At 64.9% G+C, this 24,116-nt stretch carries 7 protein-coding genes; 4 read left to right on the top strand and 3 right to left on the bottom strand.

Annotated elements, in window-relative coordinates; all coding sequences use genetic code 11:
• Positions 1–3: 3 nt before the first annotated feature.
• Entirely contained in the window at positions 4–17,670 is a 17,667-nt protein-coding gene (locus tag ACVJ19_RS25010) for a VCBS domain-containing protein (RefSeq protein ID WP_453951768.1), read from the bottom strand.
• On the opposite strand from ACVJ19_RS25010, the gene ACVJ19_RS25005 reads away from it, so the two are divergent.
• Positions 17,641–18,018, top strand: coding sequence for a hypothetical protein (locus ACVJ19_RS25005; protein WP_453951767.1), 378 nt, complete (start codon positions 17,641–17,643; stop codon positions 18,016–18,018). The two genes, ACVJ19_RS25010 and ACVJ19_RS25005, sit on opposite strands and share 30 nt — an antisense overlap.
• 140 nt (positions 18,019–18,158) lie before the next feature.
• On the opposite strand, the gene ACVJ19_RS25000 is transcribed toward ACVJ19_RS25005, so the two are convergent.
• A complete protein-coding gene (locus ACVJ19_RS25000) occupies positions 18,159–19,022 on the bottom strand; it encodes a hypothetical protein (protein WP_453951766.1) in 864 nt (287 codons plus the stop codon).
• A 269-nt stretch (positions 19,023–19,291) separates the two neighbouring features.
• Here ACVJ19_RS25000 and cysD point away from each other — a divergent pair, with 269 nt between their 5' ends.
• Positions 19,292–20,230: a sulfate adenylyltransferase subunit CysD gene (gene cysD, locus ACVJ19_RS24995; protein WP_453955200.1), complete on the top strand. Its 939-nt coding sequence runs from the start codon at positions 19,292–19,294 to the stop codon at positions 20,228–20,230.
• Positions 20,230–22,101, top strand: a complete 1,872-nt coding sequence (cysN, locus tag ACVJ19_RS24990) for a sulfate adenylyltransferase subunit CysN (RefSeq protein WP_453951765.1) — start codon at positions 20,230–20,232, stop codon at positions 22,099–22,101. The genes cysD and cysN overlap by 1 nt, the downstream gene beginning before the upstream one ends.
• 276 nt (positions 22,102–22,377) lie before the next feature.
• Here the strand turns inward: cysN and ACVJ19_RS24985 are convergent, their stop codons facing one another.
• Positions 22,378–22,725 (bottom strand): hypothetical protein, encoded by a 348-nt coding sequence (locus tag ACVJ19_RS24985; protein ID WP_453951764.1) that lies wholly within the window; start codon positions 22,723–22,725, stop codon positions 22,378–22,380.
• Positions 22,726–22,837: 112 nt separating this feature from the next.
• On the opposite strand from ACVJ19_RS24985, the gene ACVJ19_RS24980 reads away from it, so the two are divergent.
• Positions 22,838–24,088, top strand: coding sequence for an ABC transporter substrate-binding protein (locus ACVJ19_RS24980; protein WP_453951763.1), 1,251 nt, complete (start codon positions 22,838–22,840; stop codon positions 24,086–24,088).
• The last annotated feature ends 28 nt before the right edge of the window (positions 24,089–24,116 follow it).

Below are 24,116 nucleotides of genomic sequence, written 5' to 3'. Positions count from 1 at the left end.
TGACTAGACTACCAGAAAATCCCGCTGCTGCAGCAGGTTCGGGCTGATACCGTTCAGCGTGACCGAGTGAAGGGCATCGAGCGCGATGACGGTATCGGCCGGGTTGCCGGCGTTGTGGGGATCGGCCGTGATCGCAGCCAGCGCTGCCGCCGCGTCCGCATAGACGGACTGGCTGAGCTGCAGAACGTCATGCGCCACGTCGAAATTGCCGATGGTCGCCGCGGCTGCCGCCTGGGAATTGAACTGGAACACGTATGTATCGTTCGCACCCGAGGCCGTGAGTGTGGCGTTGGCCCCCTGCACCGTAACCGTGTGCGATCCGTCATTGTTGGTGACGTCCTGCGCGACCACTGCGCCATCGGCACCATAGCTGACAAGAGACTTGGCGTAAGGCGGATTGGCGCCGAGATTGAAGCTCGCGACCGTCTCATTGACCGTCGACGGCGTCAACAGCGTGTTCAGATGCGCATCATCTGTCTGCGTCGTGTTCTGGAATTCGATTTCCAGCGGGCCTGATCCGACGCCCTGCACCAGGATATGGGCTGTGCCGCCAGCGACGGTGACAGCGATGTCGGTGTCGTGGCCGCCATTGACTGATGTCACCGTCACCGCGTTGGGATCGACGCCTTCGTGATGGATGCGGTCGTGCTCGTTGCTACCGGTTGCCCAGGACAAGTCGGTAATCTTGTCGGTCACGCCTGCGGCGAGATCGGTGCCACGGAAGAAGAACACGTCGTCGCCGGTCCCGCCGGTGAGACTATGGGCGCCGGCACCGTAATGGATCACGTCGTTGCCCGAGCGATCCGGTCCCGCAGTGACGGTCGTGGTGTTGGCCGCAGAGTCGAAGACAAAATGGAAATCCGACAGCGTCGCGATATCCTCGCCGGTCACTGCAAGGCTGATCGATCCGGTGGCGCCGCTGAGCACCAGCACGCCGTTGCTGTAGCTCTCACTCGTGGCATGGAAGCCATCAACGACGATCTGGTCACGCGTGCCGAAATGCTCGATCGCGTTGACCGGCGCGTTGGCGGCGCTGAATTCCAGCGCGGCATGGCCCGCCGCCGAGAAGTCGATCGCGCCGGAGCCGGCCGCGCGGTTCGCGGTGAGGTCGAGCGTGCCGTTCTCGATCGTGACGCCGCCGGTGAAGGTGTTCGTTGCCCCCAGCACCAGCGTTCCCTCGCCATCGAGCAGCAGATGTCCCGCGCCGGTCTGGCCGCTGGCATCATGCGAGCCGGTCATGTCGGCGATCACGTCGCTGATCGTGATGGTATGCGTCGCGTCAGGTGCGAAAGTGATGGTCTGGTTGCCCTGCAGGAAGATGCCGCTGCCGAACGCCGAGCCTGCATGGGCGCCGGTCCAGGTCATGGCGGTACCGCCCGTCACGCCGCCGTTCTGCTCGCTGCCGGAGCCGGCGAAGATGAGCGTGCCGCCCTGCTGCACGAAGATCGCGCCGCCGGCGCCGAGACCACCGCCTCCATAGCCCCATGCGCCTCCGGCGCCGCCGCCAAAGCCGCCCGCACCGGCATAGCCGCCACCACCGCCGCCGCCGCCGAAACCACCGGCGCCGCCGCCATGCCGGCCGGCGCCGCCGCCGCCACCGAAGCCGCCGGCGCCGCCATATCCACCGATGAAGGACGGCCAGATAAAACCGCCGCCGCCGCCACCGCCGCCGAAGCCGCCCACACCGCCCGTGGCGATCGTGCTGCTGCCATTGACGGTGCCGACGCCGCCGCCGATGCCACCGCCGCTGCCGGGGCCGCCGTATCCAGGAAGGCCGAAATAGACCGCGCTGGTGTAGAAGCCGGCACCCTGGCCGCCGCCGCCGCCATTGGCTCCGCCGAGATAGGCCGGGTTCGTACCGATAGTCTGTCCACCTCCGGACGTCGCACCAAGTGCGATGCCCGCACCCGCAGGCGTGCCGCTGTAGGACGCCCGCGGAACGCTGGCGCCGGATGCATGAATGCCAATTCCGCCACCGCCCTGGAAACCGCCGGCACCGCCGAGTCCACCGCCGCCGCCGTAAAGCGCAATACCCATGTAACCGATCGCGCCGGTGCTGTTGCCGCCGATTGCCTTGTCGTTGGCGAAATTGACGTTGGACAGCGTCACCGTGCCTGCCGATGCGATGAACAGGCCGCCGCCGAGGCCGGCGCCGCCGCCGCCACCGAAATTGCTGTCGCCGCCCTTCGCGACCGCATTGACGATGCTGAGATCGTCGATCTCGACGCTGCCGGCGTAGACGAACAGACCCGGGAGGCCGTGAGCGTCGAGCACATGGCCATGGCCGGCGATGGTGAGCGAGGCGCCCGGCGGAAGATTGAAGGCCGGCAACTGATCAGCGAGCTGCAGATCACCAACGACGTCGAACGTGTAGTGCGCGCCGGCTTGCGCGCTCGCACCGGAGACGTCGATCGCCGCGATAGCCTTGGCCAGATCGGCCGCCGAGGTGATGGTCCAGGTGTTCGCAACTGGCGTGACCGTGACGTTCGAGCCCGCCGAAGCCGGTCCCGTGATGCCGTCGATGGTCGTCGCAGTCACCGTGATGCTGTGCGCGCCGCCGCTGACCGACTGGAAGTCGCTATAAATGTCGAAATGACCTGATACATCGACCGTGCCGGTGCCGATCACCGTGGTGCCATTGTCGGCATAGAGCTTGATGATGGTGCCGGCCTCGCCGCTGCCCTTCACCTCGACGCGCCCGACCGCGTCGGGCACCGAGAGCACCGACGCGACGACGGGCGCGGCGGGCGCCACGCTGGCGTCGAACGCAGCCGCGGGGCTGGCGTGACCGAGGCTGTCGGTCTGGATGACCGTGACGTGCTGGAGGCCGGGGCCGAGCAGCGCGCCCGCAGCCGGGTCGGTCGTCACATCGAAATGACCGGATGCGTCGACCGCGCCGGTGCCGATCACGGTGTTGCCGAGCATCAGCGTGATCGTGTCGCCCGGCTGACCCGAGCCCTGCAGCTCGATGACGCCGTGATCCGCGGCGACCCCGACCTGGCTGATGCCGGTGACCGGAGCCGGATCGACATACATCGCAAAGCCGGTCGACGGCGCGCTGACGTCGGCGCCGGCCGCATCGGTGGCCGTCAGCGTATGATTGCCGTTCGCGAGCGCCACCGTGGTCGTGATGGTGAAGGTGCCGTCGGCTGCCACGATACCTGTGCCGATCGGGGTTGTGCCGCCATCGGCATAGAGCGTGATGGTCTCGCCGACATGCTGGCCGGTGCCCTTGACGATGAAATCGTGGCTGGCATCGATCTGTGTCGCGACCAGCGGCGCCACCGAGGTGATGACGGGCGCCTTCGGCGTGACGTCGATCGCGACGCCCGCGGAGACGGGGCTCGTCAGATTGCTGCTATTGGTCTCGGTCGCGGTGATGACGTGGTGGCCGCCGGGCGCATCGACGCTGAAATCGAAATGCCCGGTCTGATCGACCACGCCCGAGCCCAGCAAGGTCGTGCCATCGGCATAGACCTTGACGGTCTCTCCCGCCTCGCCGGTGCCTTGAATTTCGATCGTCTGCGGCGACGTCGCGATGACGGCCGAGATCACCGGCGCGGTCGGCAGGACGGTGACGTTGAACGCGGTGGAGAGCGTGCTGGTCAGGCCGTCGGCGTCCGCTGCCGTCGCCCGCAAGGAATGGACGCCCTCGACGAACGTGGCTGTGGTGACGATGTCGAAAACGCCGGCGGCATTGGCGACGCCCGATCCGACCACCGTATTGCCCTCGTAGAGCGTGACGGTGCTCAACGCGAGCGCATTGCCCTTGATCTCGACGGTGCCCCCGTTGACGCTCTGCCCGACGATCGAGGTGATCACGGGCGCCTGCGGATCGACGTGGAACGTGAAGGGGATCGCCTGGTCGCTTATCAGGTTTGCGGAATCCTGCGCCAATGCGAGCAGCGTATAGTTGCCGTGGCCGATCGGCTGGCTCGCCGTGAAATCGAAGTGGCCTGTGGCATCGGACCTGCCGGAGCCGATGTACTGGTCGCCGGACTGGTTGCGGACCCAGATGTTGATCGTGATGTTGGGGTCGGCGCTGCCTGCCACCTCGATCCTGGCACCGTCGAGCGGCTGCCCGACCACCGCGATCACCGGGGCTTTCGGATGGACGTCGAAGGCGAGCACGCCCGACGACGGGCTGACCAGGCCTTGCGCGTTGGTCTCGGTCACACTGAGCGCGTAGTGGCCGTCAGGCAGGTTCGGTGTGACGAAGTCGTAATTGCCGCTGCCGTCGGTTGCCGTGGTGTATGTCAGGGAGCTGCCGCCGGGGCCGCTGAGATACAGCGTGATGGTCTGGTTCGGCTCGCCGCTGCCCTGCAGATGCACGCCGACATTGGTGGCCAGCGCTGTCTGTCCGGGCGCCAGCGCGACCGACGGTGCGCTCGGCAGCACGTCGACGACGAGCGAGGCCGTGATCGGGGCCTGGCCGGCGACCGTCTGCGTTGCCGTGACATGATACTCGCCATCGGCAAGCGCCGAGGTCGAGAACGTGAAACGTCCGGAGCCATCCGGCGTAGCGGTACCGACCTGATTGCCGTCGATGAAGATCTGGACGGTGCTGCCCGGCGCCCCGCTGCCGCTGAGCACGACCTGGTTGCCGTTCAGCGGCTGCCCGACGAGCGTGATCTTCGGCGCGATGATCCCGGTCAGCGCGATGCCGCCGTTATAGGCGGTCACGTTGAACTGGGTGGTCGAGTAATTGAAGCTCGGGTCGAGATGAAGCTGGGCGCTGTGCGTGCCGTCGCTGACCGTGAGTACATTGCCCGCGCCGAGCGTCGCAGTCGCGCCGGCGGCAAAGCCGGCCAGCTTGATCGTGTCGCCGGGAAGGAAGCCGTCGATCTCATTGGTGGGCGTCGCGCCCTGATCGATGATCAGGGTCGCCTGCGCACCCGACTGGAAGGTGATCGCGCCGCTCCCGGCCGCACCGGCTGCGGCCAGCTCGACCGTGCCGTGGTCGGCGAGTCGAACACCGCCGGTCACGGTCTCCGTAACGGCGATCGTGAGCACGCCATAGCCGGCCGCGCCGAAGTAGCCGGCGCCGCTGAAGCCACTCGAAGTGACGGTGTAGGTGGCCGAGCCCGACACGGTCAGGGAGTCGTTGATGAGCGAGGCAGGCAGCGTCAGCGCGCTGCTGCCGGTGATGTCGATGATCGTTGCTGCGATCGCGTCCAGCACGACCGTGCCGGCGCCGTCGATATGGAGCGTGCCGGTCATGTTGCCGGCGATCGAATCGGAAATATGGATCGTCTGCCCGAGCGAGGGAGCCAGCGTGACATTGCTCGATGCGGTGAAGAGGCCCGCGCCGATGCCAGCGCCGTTGGCGCCGGCGTTCCCACCCGCGCCGCCGAGGCCGCCCTGCACCGCGTTGCCGGCAACGGATGTGCTGCCGCCAATGGTCAGCGAGCCGCCGGAGGCGACGAAGATGCCGCCGCCAAGGCCGGCGCCGCCGCCACCGCCGCCGCCGTGCTCCCTGTTGTTGCTGTCAGATCCGGCTCTGCCGCCGGCGCCTGCGCCGTAGCCGCCGGAGCCGCCCGGATATTGAAACTGTAACTGCCAGGGACCATATCCGCCGCCGCCGCCGCCACCTAGGCCGCCGCCGCCGCCGAAGCCGCCGCCCGACGTGTTCCAGTTGCCGCCATCGCCGCCCGTCTTGATTCCGGTCAACCCACCATTGGTGGCGCCGCCACCGCCGCCCCGGGATCCGAAATTGGAGTAAAGCCCTTGGCCAGCGCCGCCATTGCCACCGACGGCCTGATTGCCTAGCACGTTGACGTTGGTCAGCGTCGCCGAGCCGCCACTGCCGATGTAGAACGCGCCGCCCGCGCCGAGGCCACCACCGCCGCCGCCACCAGCCGCCGCCGCGTGGCCGAGATTGGTGATGCCGGCAAATCCGTCCTGACCGCGCTCGACCAGGTGCTGCATGGTGAGGTTTTCAAAGGTGACGACGCCGGACTGAACAGTGAAGCCGCCATAGAGATTGCCGCCGTCGATGATGTGGCCGTTGCCTTCGAAGGTCAGCGTGTCTCCGGCCGCGATCGTCAGGAATGGCAGCACCGCACTCAGGTTCAGGTCCGCGGTGAGATTGATCACGTAGTTGACGGGCAGACCCGAGATCGGATTGCCGTCGATGGTCTGGATCGCGGTGACGAGCTCGGCCGCCGTCGAGACGTTGTAGACCGGCTTGATCGTCAGCGTGCCGGTGCCGGTGTGGGTGATGGCCTGCTGGCCGTGGAATTCGCCCTGCAACAGCACATTGCCCGCCCCCGACACGTTGATGGCGGTGGCCGTGATGTCGTTAAGCACGGTGACATTGCCGGAACCGGAAATGTTGAGGACGCCGGTTCCGATGCCCTGCGTCAGCACGACGATGCCGGACGCGTAGATGTTGAAGGTACCTTGCGTGCCTGCGACGAACTGATCGATCGTGAGAGTTTGTCCGGCGTTTGAGGTCAGGCCGATGGTGCCGCCGTAGTTGAAGAGATCGTTGCCGATGCCCTGGCCCGCGGTCCCGCTGGTGCCCCACAGGCTGCCGCCGGCTGCGCCGCCCGTTGCGCCATTGTTGGAGAAGGTCCAGTCGGTGATGTTCAGCGCACCGCCGGAAGCGACGAAGACCGCGCCACCGAGGCCTGCGCCGCCGCCACCACCGCCGCCGCCGCCTCCGCCACCAGAGGTTCCAGTGCCGCCCATGCCGGCGCCGTAGCCGCCGGCGCCGCCACCGCCGGGCGGAAAGGATGCGACCGGACTGCGTCCGCCGCCGCCACCGCCACCGCCACCGCCGAAACTGCCGCCGCCTCCGTTGGCGGTGAAATGACCACCCGCCCCGCCATAGCCGAATCCCAGCTGGCCCGGGCTCGATGCGCCTCCCGTTGTAACACCCTGGTCGCCATTCGGCACGCTCGGTGCGTAGATGCCGCCCTGACCGCCATTTCCGCCGAACACATGATTGTCGGTGAAAGCGACATCGGTCAGTGTCGCCGAGCTGCCGGCGCCTACGAACAGCGCGCCGCCCGCACCGAGTCCACCACCGCCGCCGCCATACTTCGACGCAGTTCCCGGTGACGACCCGTCACCGCCGTGCCGGACGAAGTCGGCGACGGTCAGGTGATCAATCGTCACGTCGCCGGATCGCAGGACGAAGCCGGAATAGGTGGCGGCGCCGTCGATCTCATGGCCGAGGCCATGGATCGTCAGCGTGTCGCCGCTGGCGAGATTGATGTCGGGCAGCGCGCCGTCCAGCGTGAAGCTCCCGACGATATCGATCTCGTAGTTCTGGTTGGTGGCGGAGAACACGCCGCCGACGCTGATCTCGTTGATCGCGCGGGCGAGCTGCGCCGCGGTCGAGACGTGGTAGATCGGCGCCTCGTTGAGGATGACGTCGGTTCCGCCGGCGCCATCGGACACCAGCAGGAAGCCGTGCGGCGCGAGATTCTGCTGGGCCGGATCGAAATGAATGGTTGCGACCGGCGTGCCGCCGGGCCCGGTCAGCGTCAGCACGTTGTTGACGAAGCTGCCGATGCCGGTTGCGTTGACCGTGGTCAGGTCGATGGTGTCGCCGGCGCCGAAGCCATGCACGACGGCGCCCGGCATCGCGCCCGCGACGGACAGCGTCTGAATCCCCGTGCCGAAATTGATCGATTGAACACCCGACAGCCCACCCTGGAAGGCGGCGACATTGTCGCCGTCGCCGAGATCCAGCGAGCCCGGCAGTGAGACCGACGCGGTGAAGGTGACGGTGATGATCTGGGCGCCGAATGCGAGATCACCGCTGCCGCTGAACGCATTGCCGAACGTGCCGGAATGGGCAATGACGAGGTCACCATTGTCGACGACGGCGCCGCTGCCGAGCGTCCCCTGGCCGCCCAGCGTAAGCTTCGCGCCCGCATCGATCGTGGTGCCGCCGACATAGGAATTGGCGCCGTCGAACTCGACCGTGCCCGGCCCCTTGATCTCGAACGAAACACTACCGCCATTGCCGCCCTGGTCGGCGATCCCATCAGCAATCGTGATCGCATTCCCCGCCGTCGGCGCGAGAACGATCAACTGATTGCCCTGGAAGAAGATGCCACTGCCGAGCCCCTGCCCGGCGCCAGGCATATCGTAGAGCTGATGGGCGGCCTGGATGGCACCCGCAGCGCCTCCGACCGCGGAGCCGCCGGACAGCGAGCCGCTCTCGAGGATCAGCGTACCGCCTTCCTGGACAAAGACGCCACCGCCAGCACCGAGCCCGCCGCCGCCGACATTGCCGATCCTCGACTGGAACGACCCGTCGGCACGATATGCGAGCGCGACGCCGCCATTGCCGGCGCCAAATCCGCCCAGGCCATCGTGACCGCGGAGCCCGCCGCCACCACCGCCGCCGCCGAAGCCGCCATTGCCCCCGGCACTGTTGGCGCCGCCGCCATAGGAGTTATCGCTGTTGTAGCCGCCACCGGCACCGCCGCCGCCGCCGAATCCGCCCTGCGCACCAGTGCTTCCGGCTTTCCAAGTGCCGAGGTAGCCGTTACCGCCGCCGCCGCCACCGCCAAAGCTGCCGGCGGCCGGGGACGATCCGCGATACGACGTCGCTCCTGCGCCGCCTCCGCCCGGAAGATTCGGCAGGCCGAGCCCACCGCCGGCGCCGCCCGCATAGCCCCAGCCGGAAAAGTCATGGTAGTGATTGAGATGGTACACCCCGGTCAAGGAGCCAGGGGCGCCATCGATGCCCATGCCGCCGCCGCCGGCACCGCCTTGAAAATTTCGGCCGGCCGGGTTCACGCCACCGCCGTCGCCGCCATGGGCCGCGTTGTCGATGAAGGTCACGTTGGCGATCGTCGCCGACGCGCCGGCCGCGACGAACAGGCCGCCGCCAAGTCCGGCGCCGCCGCCACCACCGCCGATGCCGCCGTCCCCGCCCTGCGCCAGCGTGTGCGCGATCGTGAGGTTCTGGATTCTCACATTGCCGGCATATTCGAAGAAGCCGCGATGGGCGCCGGCGCCGTCGAGCGTAAAGCCCGCGCCGTCGATCAGCAGCGAGCTGCCGGTGTCGAGGCTGATCGCTGCGAGCTGCGTGGAGGCCGCGAGCGAGGCCAGCGAAATGTCGCTGGCGAAGTGGATCGTATAGGCGACGTTCTTCGCGTAGGACGTGCCGCCCTGGCTGATCGCGGTGAGCGCTGCGCTGAGCTCTGCGGCGGAGCTGACGTTGAAGGTGGTCTGGATGGCGACGACCTTGGTGCCGCCCTGACCATCGCTCGTCACGCCGAACGCGCCAAGCGTCTGCGCCGGATCGAAATGCAGCGTCGCGACGACGGCGCTGCCGGCATCCTTCAATGTCACGACATTGCCGGCATCAACGGAAGCCATGGTCGCCACCACCGACCGGAGGTCGATGACGTCGCCATTGGCAAAGCCCGTGATGGTCTGGGTCGGCACGCCGTGCTCGAACACGGCCGTCCCGCCCGACGTCCCGAAGTTGATCGTGCCGCTGCCCGTGATCGATCCGGCGAAATCGGCGTTGGCGGCGTTGATGGTGACGGTGCCGTTGTTGACGACCGTGCCCTGGAAGATCGCGGACGCGTTGATGTTCAGCGCGCCGTTGTCGGTGACTCCGTTCGCAAAGGTCGTCGCCGCATTGACGTTCAGCGTTCCGCTGTCGGTGACCGTGCTCGCGAATGTCGTGACAGCATTGACGTTGAGCACGCCGCTGTCGGTGACCGCGCCGGCAAAGGTCGTTGCCGCGTTGACGTTGAGGACACCGCCGTCGCTGACCGTGCTGGCAAACGTCGTCGCGGCGTTGACGTTCAGGGTGCCGTTGTCGGTGACCGCGCCCGTTCCCAGCCCGCCGGCCGCCTCGATGTTGAGCGTGGCGCCGGCGTCGACGGTGGTCGTGCCGACATAGCTGTTCGCCGCGGCGAAATGTACGATTCCAGCACCCGAAATCTCGACATTGCCGGTGCCGCCATTGCCATGCTGATCGGCGATGACGTCGGAGATCGTGAGATCATCGCCGGAGGCCGGCGCGAAGGTGACCGTCTGGTTGCCATGGATGAAGATGCCGGAGCCGAGCGCCTGGCCGCCTTGCGCTGCCGTGCCGATCGCACCTGCGGCGCCGCCGGCGACGGTGCCTCCCGACAGCGAGCCACCGCCGACGATGAGATGCCCGCCTTCCTGGACGAAGATATCGCCGCCAGCACCGAGGCCACCGCCACCAACCCCAAGCAGACCGGAGCTGCCATGACCGCATCCGGCGCCGCCGCCATAGCCGCCGGCGCCGCCAAAATATCCGCCGCCGCCGCCACCGCCGAACCCGCCGGCGCCGCCGGTGGTGTGTAATCCGGCCGAGCCGCTCGCCCCGCCGCCACCGCCGCCGCCGAAGCCGCCATTGCCGCCATTCGTGCCCAGCCGCGAGATTTGGGACGTAGCGATGGAGTTCATGTAGCTGTAGAAGCCGCCACCGCCGCCACCGCCGAACCCGCCCGTTGCAGCCGGCGTGTAGTTGCTGAAGCTTCCGCCGGTCCACGCGCCGCCGGCGCCGCCATTCGCAAGCCCAGCTTGGCCGGGAATGTTGAGTCCGACGCCGCCGCCGGCCGTACCGTCGAACGCCGTTGCGACGTAGGTGGAATGGCCTTGCGGCCCTTGTGTCGTGTCGTGCCGGTATTGTCCGGTGTTGGCGCTGGCGGCCGATCCCATGCCGCCGCCGCCGGCGCCCCTGTTCGCGCCACCGTCAAGGCTGCCGCCGTTGCCGCCGACCGCCCTGTCGCCGCTGAAGCTGACGTCGCTGATCGACACCGTCGCGCCCGCCGCCACGAACAGGCCGCCGCCCAATCCGGCGCCACCGCCGCCCCCCTGTCTCCCTCCGGCGCCGCCCTGCGCCAGCGTGTGATTGATGGCGAGATTGTCGATCGCGACATTGCCGCCGTACACGAACAGGCCGCGATAGAGATTGCCGCCATCCAGCGTATGTCCGCCGCCGTGGATGACGAGCGAGCTGCCGCTGGCGAGATTGATCGCCGTCAGGTTGGTACCCAGTGAGGCAACCGAAATGTCGGCCGCGAGCTCGATCGAATAGCTGCTGTTGGCGGCGGCCGCCGAGCCGCCCTGACTGACGGCGAGCAGCGCCGCATTGAGCTCGGCCGCATTGTGGACGGTGTAGACGTTGGCCGGCCTGATCACCGTCCCGGTGCCGGCGCTATCGGTTGCAAACGCGAAGCCGAAGGTGGGGCCGCTGAAGTGCAGGTTGGCAGTGTTGGTGCCGTCGGTCACCGTCAGGATGCCGGTCGCCGCATTGAACGACTGCGAGAACTGCGCGGAGTTGTGGTTGATCCCGACCAGGTCGATGGCGTCGGTGGCGCCGCTGAAGCCGGTAATGGTGCCGGAGAAACTGGCGGGATGATCGATCTTCAGCGTTCCCGACGAACCGCTGAACGTGATCGTCTGCCCGGCGCCGACATTGCCGCCGAACTCGACCGTGCCGTTGTCGTCGACGATCACCGCGCCCGACCCGGTGACGTTGCCGGCCACCAGCAGCGTGCCGCCACCTTCCGCCTTCAGCGTGCCGGAATTGGTGACGCTGCCGGCGAGATCGAGCGTGCCGGCCTTGGCATCGATGATTCCGGTGTTGGTGAGCGCGGTCGAGATCGCCGTGGTGCCGCCGCCGGTCTTTTCATAGCTGCCGGCGACATTGACCGTACCGGTGCCCGCGCTGGAGGAAATGTTGAAAGCCGTGCCGCTGGCGGACGCATCGGTGAAGGTGACGCCGGCGTCGATCTTGAGCACCGCGCCGTTGTTGAGATGCAGCGTATCGCCGGAAAACGCCCCGCTCTGCGCGGAGCCGTGCAGCTCGAGCGTTCGGCCGTCGAGCGTGAACGTCTGGTTGTTGGCATTGAAGAACGTCGCAAGTCCATTGACGACCGTCGTGCCGCTGCCGCTCTCGGTGCCGCCGGTGAACGTCGCCCCGTTGGCGTCGGTCAGCGTGCCGGTGCCGGACAGCGTGCCGCCGGACTGGCTCAGGCTGTGGATGGTCTCAGAGACGCCGCCAAGATCGACATTGCTGGTGATGACGAAGTCGCTGCTGACGGCGACATTGACGGTGATCCCTGCCGTGGTCAGGCTCCCATCGGTCGCGGTGACCGTAAAACTTGCGGAGGAGTTCTGGGTCGCGTCGTTGACGAAGATCACAAGACCCGCCGCAAGCTGGGCCTGGGTGAAGCTTGCGATCGCAACGCCAGGCGCGCTCGACAGCGCCACATAACCGTGAACGGTGCTGCTGACATTGAACGTCAGCTGGCTTGCCGTATTGTCGACATCCGCGACGTTCAGATCGGCTGTGGTGATCGTCGTCGACAGCCCCTGCAGCAGCGCGGCCGAAGCATCGCCGGAGATGACCGGCGCATCGTCGGCGCCGGCAATCGTGACGGTGACGACCTGTGTGCCACCGCCTGACGTGGTGACGGTGAAGGTGTCGGTGAGCGTCGCGCCCGCATTGAGCGCCTGGACCGCGGCGTTGCTATTGTCGAGGGTGTAATTCCACACCCCGCCCGACGTCATGGTGTAGGTACCGAAGCCACCGGTTGTTCTCGTCGCCGTCGTGACCGCGATGAAATTGCCGGCAGCACTATCGACGTCGGAGATCGTGAGCGTGCCGGTCGCAGTCGGCGTTCCGGCCACGCCATTGTTGACGCCGCCCGCCTCGATCACCGAACCGGTCGTCGTTCCCGTCATTGTGGCCGGATCGTCAGTACCCAGGATGTTGATGGTGACAGACGAGGTCGCGCCGTCCGAACTCGCGACGGAGAAAACGTCGGTGTAGGTTTGCCCGCCCACGAACTCGTCATGCGCCGAGCTCGCCACATAGCTCCAGGTGCCATCGGTGGCGAGCGTGAAGGTGCCGTATTGTCCGGCGGTGCCGGCCTGCGCGACGAAGGATGGCGGACTGTCGGGGTCCTGGATCGTCAGCGTGCCGCCAGTCGACAACGGCGCGTTGGTTTCGATCAAGTTTTTCGTCACTGGCGACAGCACAGCGGCGTCGTCGGTGCCGTTGATCGTGATGGTGATGACCTGCGCGCTGCCATCACTTCCCCTCACGGAGAACGTGTCGGTCATCGTCGCGCCGGCGGCGAGCGCCTGCACCGTGGCATTGTTGTTGTCGAGCGTGTAGGTCCACACGCCCGCCGAGGTCACCGTATAGGTGCCGAAGCCGCCGGTGCCGGCGGTCGGCGCAGCGACCGCCACGATGGTCACGGAGGGCGTATCGACGTCGAACAGCGTCAGCGTGCCGGTCGCGGTCGGCGTCCCCGCCAGCGCGTTATTGACGCCGCCCGCCTCGATCACCGAACCGGTCGTCGTTCCCGTCATTGCGGCCGGGTCGTCAGTCCCGAGGATGTTGATGGTGACGGACGAGGTCGTGCCGTCCGAACTCGCGACGGAGAAAATGTCGGTGTAGGTGTGCCCGCCCACGAACTCGTCATGCGCCGAGCTCGCCACATAGCTCCAGGTGCCATCGGTGGCGAGCGTGAAGGTGCCGTACTGTCCGGCGGTGCCGGCCTGCGCGACGAAGGCTTGCGGACTGTCGGGATCCTGGATCGTCAGCGTGCCGCCGGTCGACAGCGGCGCGTCGGTTTCGACCAGGTTTTTCGTCACCGCCGATATGACGGCGGCATCGTCGGTGCCGTTGATAGTGATCGTGACGACCTGCGGCGTGCCGTCGATGGTCGTTACCGTGAACCTATCCGTCAGCGTGCCGCCGGCATTGAGCGCCTGAACCGCGGCATTGTTGTTGTCGAGCGTGTAGGTCCAGACCCCGGCCGACGTCACGGCAAAGGTGCCGTAATGGTGGTCGCTCACCGTGCCCGCGTTGACCGCCGTGAACGTGTCGGCGGGATTGTCGACGTCCGTGTCGGTCAGCGTGCCGGTCGCGCTCGGCGTCCCCGCCAGCGCGTTGTTGAGACCACCCGCTTCGGTCACCGAACCGGTGCTGGTGCCCGAGATCGAAGCCGCGTCATTGCTGCCAAGGATATTGATCGTGACAGACGAGGTCGTGCCGTCCGAGCTCACAACGGAGAAAGTGTCGGTGTAGGTCTGCCCGGCGACGAATTCATCATGGGCCGAACTCGCGACATAGGTCCACGCGCCGTTCGCACCAACCGTGAAGGTGCCGTAGTGCCCGGGCGTGCCCGCCTGCGCCACGAAGGTTTCGGGACTGTCGACGTCGTGGATCGTCAGCGTGCCGTTCGTCGACAGCACTGAATCGGTCTCGCTCAGGTTGACTGAATCGGCCGAGAGCACCGCGGCATCGTTGGCGCCGTTGATGGTGATCGTGACCACCTGCGCGGTGCCGTCGATGGTCGTCACCGTGAACGTGTCGGTCAGCGTCCCGCCGGCATTGAGCGCCTGAACCGCGCCGTTGCTGTTGTCGAGATTGTAGGTCCAGACGCCGCCCGGCGTCATGGTGAAGGTGCCGTAACCGTGGTCACTCGCCGTGGCCGTCCCGACCGCAGTGAAGGTGTTGGCGGGATTGTCGACGTCGGTGTCCGTCAGCGCGCCGGTCGCGCTTGGCGTCCCCGCAACCGCGTTGGCGACGCCGCCCGCTTCGGTCACCGAGCCGGTGCTGGTGCCCGAGACCACGGCCGGATCGTTGACCGGCTGCACGACGATATCGACGGTCGCCACGTTGGAGTCGGCGAGGCCGTCATTGACCTTGTAGGTGAAGCTGTCGGTGCCGTTGTAGTCGGCGACCGGCGCGTAGGTGAACGAGCCGTCGGCATTCAGTGTCAGCGTACCGTGGGCCGGACCGTTGACGAGAATCGAGTGAAGCGCATCGCCATCGAGGTCGCTCGCCCCGGCAAGCGCACCCGTGCCCGGCATCACCAGCGCACGGTCTTCGTCGGTCGTGTAGCTGTGCGCGACGGCCACCGGCGCGTCGTTGGTGCCGTTGATGGTGATCGTGACATATTGCGTGGCGCTGGCCGCGGTGCCGTCGCCGACCACGACCGCATAGGTCAGCGTGAGCGCCTGGCCCTGCTTCAGGAAATCGAGGTCTGCCACGGCCGGCTGGTAGGTCCAGCCGAACGTCGTGACGGAGCCGGTCGACAGGCGACCAGTGGAGTCGATCGCAAAGGCGGCATTGTCGGTGAGCGCCAGCGCGCCGGCCGGCAGATTGAAGGCGTACCCGTCGAGGCTCACCGCGGGCGCGCCGACCACCGAAGCTGTCAGCGTGTCGCCGACGTCGCGGTCGCTGGCCGAGATCGAGCCCGCCAGCGAAATGACCTGCGCATGGGCATCGGCCGCCTCGTTGAGCGCCGCGGTGTCGCCCGTCACTACGGGCACGTCGTTGGTGCCGGCGATGGTGATGGTCAGGCTCTGCTGGTTGCTGGTGATGAGCCCGTCGCTGACTTCGACCGTATAGGTCAGGACCAGGCTCTGCCCTTCCCGCAGGAAATCCAGGTTGGCCGCGGACGCATCATAGGTCCAGCCGATGCCGGCAGTGCCGCCGTTCGAGGTGCCCGCATTGAATGACAGTGCGTTGTTGATCAGCGACGCCGCCCCTGCCGGCAGGGCGAAGGCGTGGCCATCGAGAGTCACGACCGGCGAACCGGCGATCGAAGCCGTCAGCGTATCGCCGATGTCGGGATCGGTCACCGGCAGGGTGCCCGTCAGCGTGATGTGCTGCGCGGCGGCGTCAGCAGCTTCCGTAGTGCCCCCCGATGCAGCGGCCAGCACGGGCGCATCCTCGTCGCCAGTCATCGTGATGGTGACGTTCCGGCTCGCCAGCCCGCCATGACCATCGCTGACGGTCACGGCATAGGTCTCCGTGACGGCCTGCCCGGCTCGCAGGAACTGGACGTCCGCGTTGTCGACGAGATATTGCCACGTCGCCTGGCCGCCGAGACCGTTGACGGTGTCGGCGGCCAGATGCGCGCTCATGGTCCCCAGCGCCAGTCCGCCTGCGCGGGTCGAGCTGACGAAGGTGGCCGAGACGATGTGCGCGTCCGTCAGATCGACGTCCGTGAACGCGATCGTGCCGTCGGCATGAAGCCGCCCCTGGGCATCGAGCGTCGTATCCTCCTGCACCGCACCGGTTGTGTGCGCAGCGCCGATGACCGGCGCATCGTCGACCGCACTGACCGTCAGCTCGCGGGTGGCGACGGCCGTGTCGTGCCCGCCGTGAGCGGTGCCGTCGGGGTCCTGCACCGTCACCGTCAACGTGCGGGTCAACGGCGACGGGTTGTCGCTGGTGTCGGTGTAGAAGACCGCTCGCAACGCGGCCGCAAACTCCGCAACCGACGGCTGCTGGCCGGCCTTCGCCGTCAGCGTCAGCGTGCCGGTGGCCGCATCGAACCTGCCCTCGATCAGCGCGGTGTTCGTAAACGACAGGATGTCTTCGCCCGGCTGATAGTTGCCAGTGATCTGGACCGTCGCCTGCAGCAAAGTGTGGCTGTCCGGATCGGACAGCGTCAGCGCCGGCGCAATCGCGACTGGCGTTTGCTCGAGCGCAGCCAACGGCGCCGATCCGGAATTGAAAGATAGCGAGGGCGGATCATTGACCGGCGGCGCCGGGGTCGATGCATTTCCGGGACCGGCTCCGCCGTTTCCACCTCCGGGCATATGGGGGGCGACGTCCGCACCGGTGCCGACCGGCGGGCCGTGGCCGGAAGCTCCATCAGGCAGAGACGACGGCGCGCTCCCCCCCGTATTGTACGAGACAGGTGGAGGAGACGACGAACCGTGCGTACCGGCACCGCTCGGCGCGTCGCTGCTATGGCGGTCCGCAAGGTTCTTGATCTGCAGAATGTTGTTCAACGCATCCAGCTCGTCTGCCCTATCGGCGTCCGTCTTTACCTGCTCGCTGGTTGCTATCTGAGCTGGACCGGTCGGCTTCAGCTCCAGCTTGCCGCCTTCGCTGCTGATGGTTGCAATGGCATTGCCGTTCCGATCATAGGCGGTCGCCTGATGCTGCCCGTCGTTCTGATGAAAGATGGACAGCGTAACCGATCCATCGTCCGGGGAGATCTCGCCGCCACCGGCCGAGCCTGCAATCCTTGCCGAACCGATCGGCGTTCCAATCCGCATCTCGCCCGACTTGGCAATCTTGCCGGACGCGAAACTGAACGATCCCTGGATGAGATCGACGACTTCCAGATTGGCGCTGCCATGCGGGTCGAATCTGAACTCACTCAGTACGAGGCGCGAACCATGCCCGATCTGGAACGCGCTGCCGTCGTTGAAAACCAGGCCAGCCGCGCCCCCGCTGTCGGTCTGGACCACGTCTCCCTTGAGCAGCACATCGCCGTTGTTGAGCGCCACCACGACGCCGTTGCGCAGGACCGTCACCTGGCCTTCGACCCGTACCGCGTGTCCGATCACCTGCATCGCTGGCGACGGTGCATCCTTGGCAGCGTACTGTCCGGGAGTAACAGGCCCGGCCAACACAGCGACGATTTCGCCGCTTAGCCTGGCACCATCCAGCGACCGCAGCGTGTGCAGGTTTTCCGATTTGAAATAGCCGGCAACAACGTGGCTCTTTCCGTCCGAGCCCATCAGCATCAGGTCGTCGCCGGCGCGCTTCAATTCCGCGTTGAGGAGATGCGTCTCCTGAATCGCGGAGGCAGACGCGTCCGACGCGCCCTCGGCCGAAAGCTCTTGCGAAATAGATAGCGAAAAATGTCGATCACTGCCGACATGCAGCATCATTCATTCCATCTGAAAACGGGTACCGTAAACGAGGCGGAAGATGCCGCCGAAACACATCCGATCGACGCTGTTGCCGCGCTCTTCATCTACCGACCGATGAGAGCAATCCTCCTCACCAATGCCATTCTCATTCAGCGCAGCTCGGAAGCGACGACTCCTCAGCGGGCCCATTGGTACGGTGTCGAGCTGCCGAAGGCTGCGAACCAGCGTTCACACGCGCCAATTTTCACCAATTGTGCTTACCGGCCCTGCGCGCATAAAATCCGAAAATGCGTTTACCTAGATCGCGACATGCTCTCATTCCGCGCACGGAAATCTGCTGCGAAATCAATGTCCGCAGCGATATGAACCGCTGCGGAGTTTTCCGCAGCGGGCCCAACACCTGCGGTAAAGATCGAGACCGGCCGGAAAGGTCGACCACCAAAAATGGTCAGGCGACACCGGATTGATCAATGCTGCCGATCATCGGTCCAACGATGTCGTTGACTTCATCGATGCGACACGAAACAGGCGTCGAAGGCTGCGTCGATGATCGCGAGCTTGACGGCCTGCGCCTTGTGATATTCGCGGCGGAAGCCTTTCGAGACCCAGAGCCGGGACTTGCCGCGCGCTCCAACCCAGCCAACGCTTCCCATGGACTCCGCCTCGGCGAGCTTGCGGCCCAGTTGTGTCCGCGACAATTTCAGCCGCTGCGCCAGAGCGGAGACCGACGTCACGTCGGTCGTGATACGATCGAGGTTGGCGCCCTCTTCCTCACAGCCGACGATCAGGCGATCCATCAACACGCCCCCCTCGTCGACCCAGGTGAACAGCTTGAACGTCGGTTCGGGTTCGCGAACCATGTGAGACCCGAGCAAGCCGTCGGCAATCAGCGGCTGCATGCGCTGAACGACCTCTGGTCGGGCGGCCAATGTCGCCGAACGGCTTCCGCCATCAAGGCCATCCAGCGTTGCGAGATGCAGCAGATGCCATTGATACAGCGCATCAAGCGCTGCAGGTCCCGGCTCCACCGGGCGATGACGCTTGCCTTCGCTTCCCGCAACATGGCGCACGATGCCGTATTTCAACATCTCCTTGACGAACGCAGCCGCAGTGTTCCGGCTTGCGATCTGGTGATGCTCGACAAGATCGAGCACACGTGCGGTCAACACTCCGGAGCCAGGGCCGGCCACAGCAACATCTCGGAAGAACTGCGCTACCGCCGCGTGGGCCATCAGCCAGCGTTGCTGCGTTGCAAACAACGATCCCATCCGCGGATCGGCAGCGTTGAGAAGCAAGAGCGCCCAGGCTTGTCCGCGCACGCGAGATTCAAGCGCGGAGTTCAGAAAAATGTCGTCCGCATTCAATGCCATCGGGTCTCTCTAATCCAAAGTGTGCCGCTGAACGCCGCCGACCGCTCGCTTCACCGGCACCTTGAAGTCGCATCAGCCACCACCGCGTTCAGAATGCAAGGAAACAAGGCCCACGCATTAACTATCGCACCAGGATCAAGAATTCATCGGCGCCGGCCTCTCATCCGCCGGACGCCATAGCTCCGCACGCCGTAGACATGAACAATCGCTGCCGGTAGGGCATGAAGTATGTTGTCATTCCCAATGAGATTCCCCTGAAGGCGCCTGCAATGAATTTCGTGGCATCGACCACTGACGGAACGCGACGCAGGCTCCCGAAACACCTTGAGAGTCTGGAATCTCAATCGATTGAGATCATGCGCGAAGTCGTCGCCGAATTCAGACGCCCGGTCATGCTCTATTCGATTGGCAAGGACTCCAGCGTCATGCTGCATTTGGCGCTCAAGGCGTTCTACCCCGCCAAGCTCCCGTTTCCACTTTTGCACGTTGATACGACATGGAAGTTTCACGAGATGATCGCGTTTCGGGACGAGACCGCGCGGCGCCTCGGCATCGAACTGCTCATCTACATCAACCAGGATGGCCTAGGCCGCGGCATCTCGCCGATAACATCGGGCTCGTCGATTCACACTCAGGTGATGAAGACCCACGCGCTCAAACAGGCGCTCGACCTCTATGGCTTCGATGCGGCTTTTGGCGGCGCTCGCAGGGACGAAGAAAAGAGCCGGGCCAAGGAGCGGATCTTCTCCTTTCGCTCGCGCGGACATGTCTGGGACCCCCGCAACCAGCGCCCAGAATTGTGGAACCTGTACAACACCCGCGTTGGATCGGGCGAAACCGTACGCGTTTTCCCGCTATCGAACTGGACCGAACTGGATGTCTGGCACTACATCCATCTGGAAAACATTCCCGTGGTGCCGCTCTATTTCGCCAAACACCGCTCGGTCGTGGCGCGCGGCGGCTCCTGGATCATGGTCGATGACGAGAGACTGCCCCTCAATGCGGACGAGCAGCCGGAATCGCGACAAGTTCGATTTCGAACGCTGGGTTGCTATCCCCTGACCGGAGCGATTGATTCCAGTGCCACAACGCTGGAAGATATCATCTCGGAAATGAGATCGACGCGGCTCTCGGAGCGGCAGGGTCGCCTGATAGACAGCGACGAACCCGCATCAATGGAGCGAAAGAAGCGCGAAGGCTACTTTTGATGGACAGCCGCGAGTTTCCGGTCGAAGCGCAGAGCAAGGACCTGCTTCGTTTCCTCACCTGTGGATCGGTGGATGACGGAAAGTCCACGCTGATCGGCCGCCTCCTGCATGACTCCAAGCTGATCTTTGAAGATCAACTATCCTCGTTGGCGACGGAGTCGAAGCGCCACGGCACCACCGGAGACGACATCGACCTTGCACTTCTCATGGATGGGCTCGAAGCCGAACGGGAGCAAGGCATCACGATCGACGTTGCACATCGCTTATTCAGCACGTCCCGACGTTCTTTCATTGTCGCCGACACGCCCGGCCACGAGCAGTACACGCGGAATATGGCCACCGGCGCATCGACAGCCGATCTCGCCATTCTCCTGATCGATGCGCGCAAAGGTGTTTTGCCGCAGACCAGACGACACTCCCTGATTTGTTCGCTACTCGGCATACGTCATGTTGTCCTGGCCGTGAACAAGATTGATCTGATCTCCTATCAAAGCGACATTTTCGTTCGCATTGTCGATGAATACAGAACCTTTGCCGAGGAACTCGGCTTTTCCTCGATCGCACCGATTCCAATCTCGGCTCGACATGGCGACAACGTTACGAAGGTGTCGGACAACACGCCCTGGTTTCGCGGGCCAAGCCTGCTCGACTATATCGAAACCATCGATGTGAGTGGCGACACGATCGAAAGTCCGTTCCGCTTTCCGGTGCAATGGGTTAACCGCCCCCATCTTGATTTCAGAGGATACGCCGGCACGGTAGCATCCGGGACAATCAATGCCGGCGATCCCATCGTCGTCGCGAATTCCGGCAGACTCTCAAGGGTGAAGGAACTCTTGACCGCCGAAGGCGCTCAGACCTCCGCCCAGGCCGGTGACGCGATCACGATCACGCTCGCAGACGAACTGGACATCGCCCGCGGCGATCTCCTGATCAGTCCGGATTCTCCTCCCGAAGTATCGGACCAGTTTGCCGCACATGTCATCTGGATGAGCGACCAGCAACTCATGCCTGGCCGCTCCTATCTGGCCCGCATCGGCACCCGGACGACGCCTGTTACGATCACCGGGATCAAGTACAAGATCGACGTCAACACGCGCGAACATCTTGCCGCCCGCACCCTCGGCCTCAACGATATCGCGTTCTGCAACCTGTCGACGGGCACACCCGTCGCGTTCGACCCGTACGGGCAGAACCGCAAGACCGGATCATTTATCGTCATCGACCGCTTGACCAATCATACGCTCGGCGCGGGGATGATCGCGTTTGGCCTGCGGCGTGCCACCAATGTCCACTGGCAGGCCACACTGATAGGAAGGTCAGAGCGCGCTGCGCAGAAGCACCAGAAGCCAGCCATCATATGGTTCACCGGCCTGTCGGGTGCCGGCAAGTCGACGATTGCCAACATCGTTGAGCGCCGGCTTCACGCTGGCGGCCACCACACCATGATGCTGGACGGCGACAATCTGCGCCATGGCCTCAGCCGGGACCTCGGATTCACGGAGGCGGACCGCGTTGAGAATATCCGTCGCGCCGGAGAGACAGCAAAACTCCTGTTGGATGCAGGCCTGATCGTTCTCTGCTCGTTCATTTCTCCATACCGCGCTGAGCGTGACATGGTGCGTCGTCTGGTGCCCAATGGAGAGTTCATCGAGATATTCGTGGACACACCCATCGACGAATGTGCACGGCGTGATCCAAAGGGCCTCTATGCCAAAGCGAAAGCCGGCAAGATCAAGAATTTTACCGGCTTCGATGCCCCGTACGAACCACCGACGACTCCCGAAATACACTTGCAAACGATTGGTCAGCAGCCCGAGGAGCTGGCGGACCAGATCGTGAAGAAATTGGCCGCACTCGGAATTTTATGAGCGAAGCGTCGATGCGGCATCCGAACGGCAAGTTCAGATCACGACATTTGAGCCTTTGCCGATCGTCCAGTCTCAGCTTTCGCAAATGGCCGTTGTTAGATTTTTCTTGATCTCCCGGTGCACACGTCGTGCACACGCCACCCTCTAACTGACTGAAAACCTTGAACTCTCGCTCCAATCCATCATTGGAGCCACAGTGAACTTTCGACCCAAGCTATTCATTTTACTGATATTTTTCGGCTACAGCCGCCCCATCGCGCCGATGGATACCAAGGGCTATCGGCGCGCTCGAGCAGCCACAGCCAGTGCGCCGAATGGCCACCAGACAGGAACACCAGGCCCGCCAGCAAGGTGAGCAACGGCACTGTCCGTCATGATCACCAGATCGAGGTTCGCGACGACAGCTGCCGTATCTGCGAAATCATTCAACTCCGCTGCGAGATCGATGATCGGACGGCGCAGCTCAACGGCGAGCAGCTCCTTCTCAGGAGGCCCCTTCTGTAAACTGTAAAGTTGCACGCCCGGAAAATCTCCGGCACGGGCATCTGCTGCACCGCGAGACCATTTGCGCCGCAACATCCAAAAATGAGACTGGCTGTCAAGCCGGACGAGGCGTCCGCGCATGCACCGCATCCGACTTCGGCTAGCTTCCCCGTAAAGCCGCGGGCCGCTCGAGAGCCACGGGCGTCGCGCCGACACGGTGCGGCAATAAATCAACGACACAGGGAGGAGCACAATGTCGAAATGCAGTATGGGGCTGCTCGCGCTGAGCAGCCTGTTTCTTTCAGGCGCCGCGATCGCTCAGGAAAAGATCAAGGTGGGCGTGACCGCAACGCTCGAAGGCACCTACACGGTGCTCGGCGAGGACGGCATGCGCGGCCACCAGACGGCGCTCAATGTGCTCGGCAAGAAGGTCGGCGACAAGGAACTCGAATTCATCGTCGCTTCGACCGACGCGACGCCGGACTCAGCCGTGCGCGCGGTGCGCAAACTGATCGAGCAGGATAAGGTTCAGATCCTGCTGTCGCCCCTCTCCGGCGACGAAGGTATCGCGGTGAAGAACTTTGCAAAGACCCATCCCGAGCTGACCTTCATCAATGCGGCATCCGGCGCGCAGGAAACGACCTATGTCGACCCTGCCCCGAACTTCTTCCGTTACAACATGGACGGCGCCCAGTGGCAGGTCGGCCTCGGCAAATATGCCTATGACGAAAAGAAGTATCGCAAGATCGCGACCGTCGGCGAGGACTATTCCTTCATCTACACCCAGGTGTTCGGGCTGGTGCTCGAGTTCTGCGGCGCCGGCGGACAGGTCACCAACCGGCAATGGGTGCCGCTCGGCACCAAGGACTTCGCCTCCGTCATCGCCGCCCTGCCCGACGACGTCGATGCAATCTATCTCGGGCTTGGCGGCGCGGATGCCGTCAACTTCCTGAACCAGTATCAGCAGGCCGGCGGCAAGGCGCATCTTATGGGCGGTTCCATCATGATCGACCAGACCATCCTGTCGTCGAAGGGTAACGCCAAGAACGCCCTCATCGGCACCATCGCGGCGAGCGGCCAGGCCGACACCTGGGAAGATCCAGGCTGGCAGAAGTTCGTGAAGGCCTATCAGGACGCCTTCCCGCCCAACAAGCGCTTCCCGAGCCCCTCGCTGCTGGCGACCAACTACTATGATTCAACCATGGCGCTGATCCTCGCGTTACGCCAGGTCAACGGCGATCTCTCCAACAATCAGGCGAAGTTCAGGGAAGCATTGGCGAAGATCGAGCTCGACGCGCCGAACGGCAAGATCAAGCTCGACTCCAACCGCCAGGCGATCGGCACCAACTTCGTCACCGAAGTCGTCGATGACGGCAAGGGCGCGCTGTTCAGCAAGGTCGTGAAGGTGATCCCGAACGTGAACCAGACGCTCGGGTACGATCCGGCCGTGTTCTCGAAGATCGGCCTGCCGAGCCGCACCGTGCCGGAATGTAAGAAGTACTGACGCATCAAATCGGCAAGACGCAGTCGGG

It is taken from the genome of Bradyrhizobium sp. USDA 376 (genome assembly GCF_054063675.1).
The sequence above is the reverse complement of the archived record's forward strand: the minus strand, read 5'-3'. Positions and strand labels throughout refer to the sequence as shown.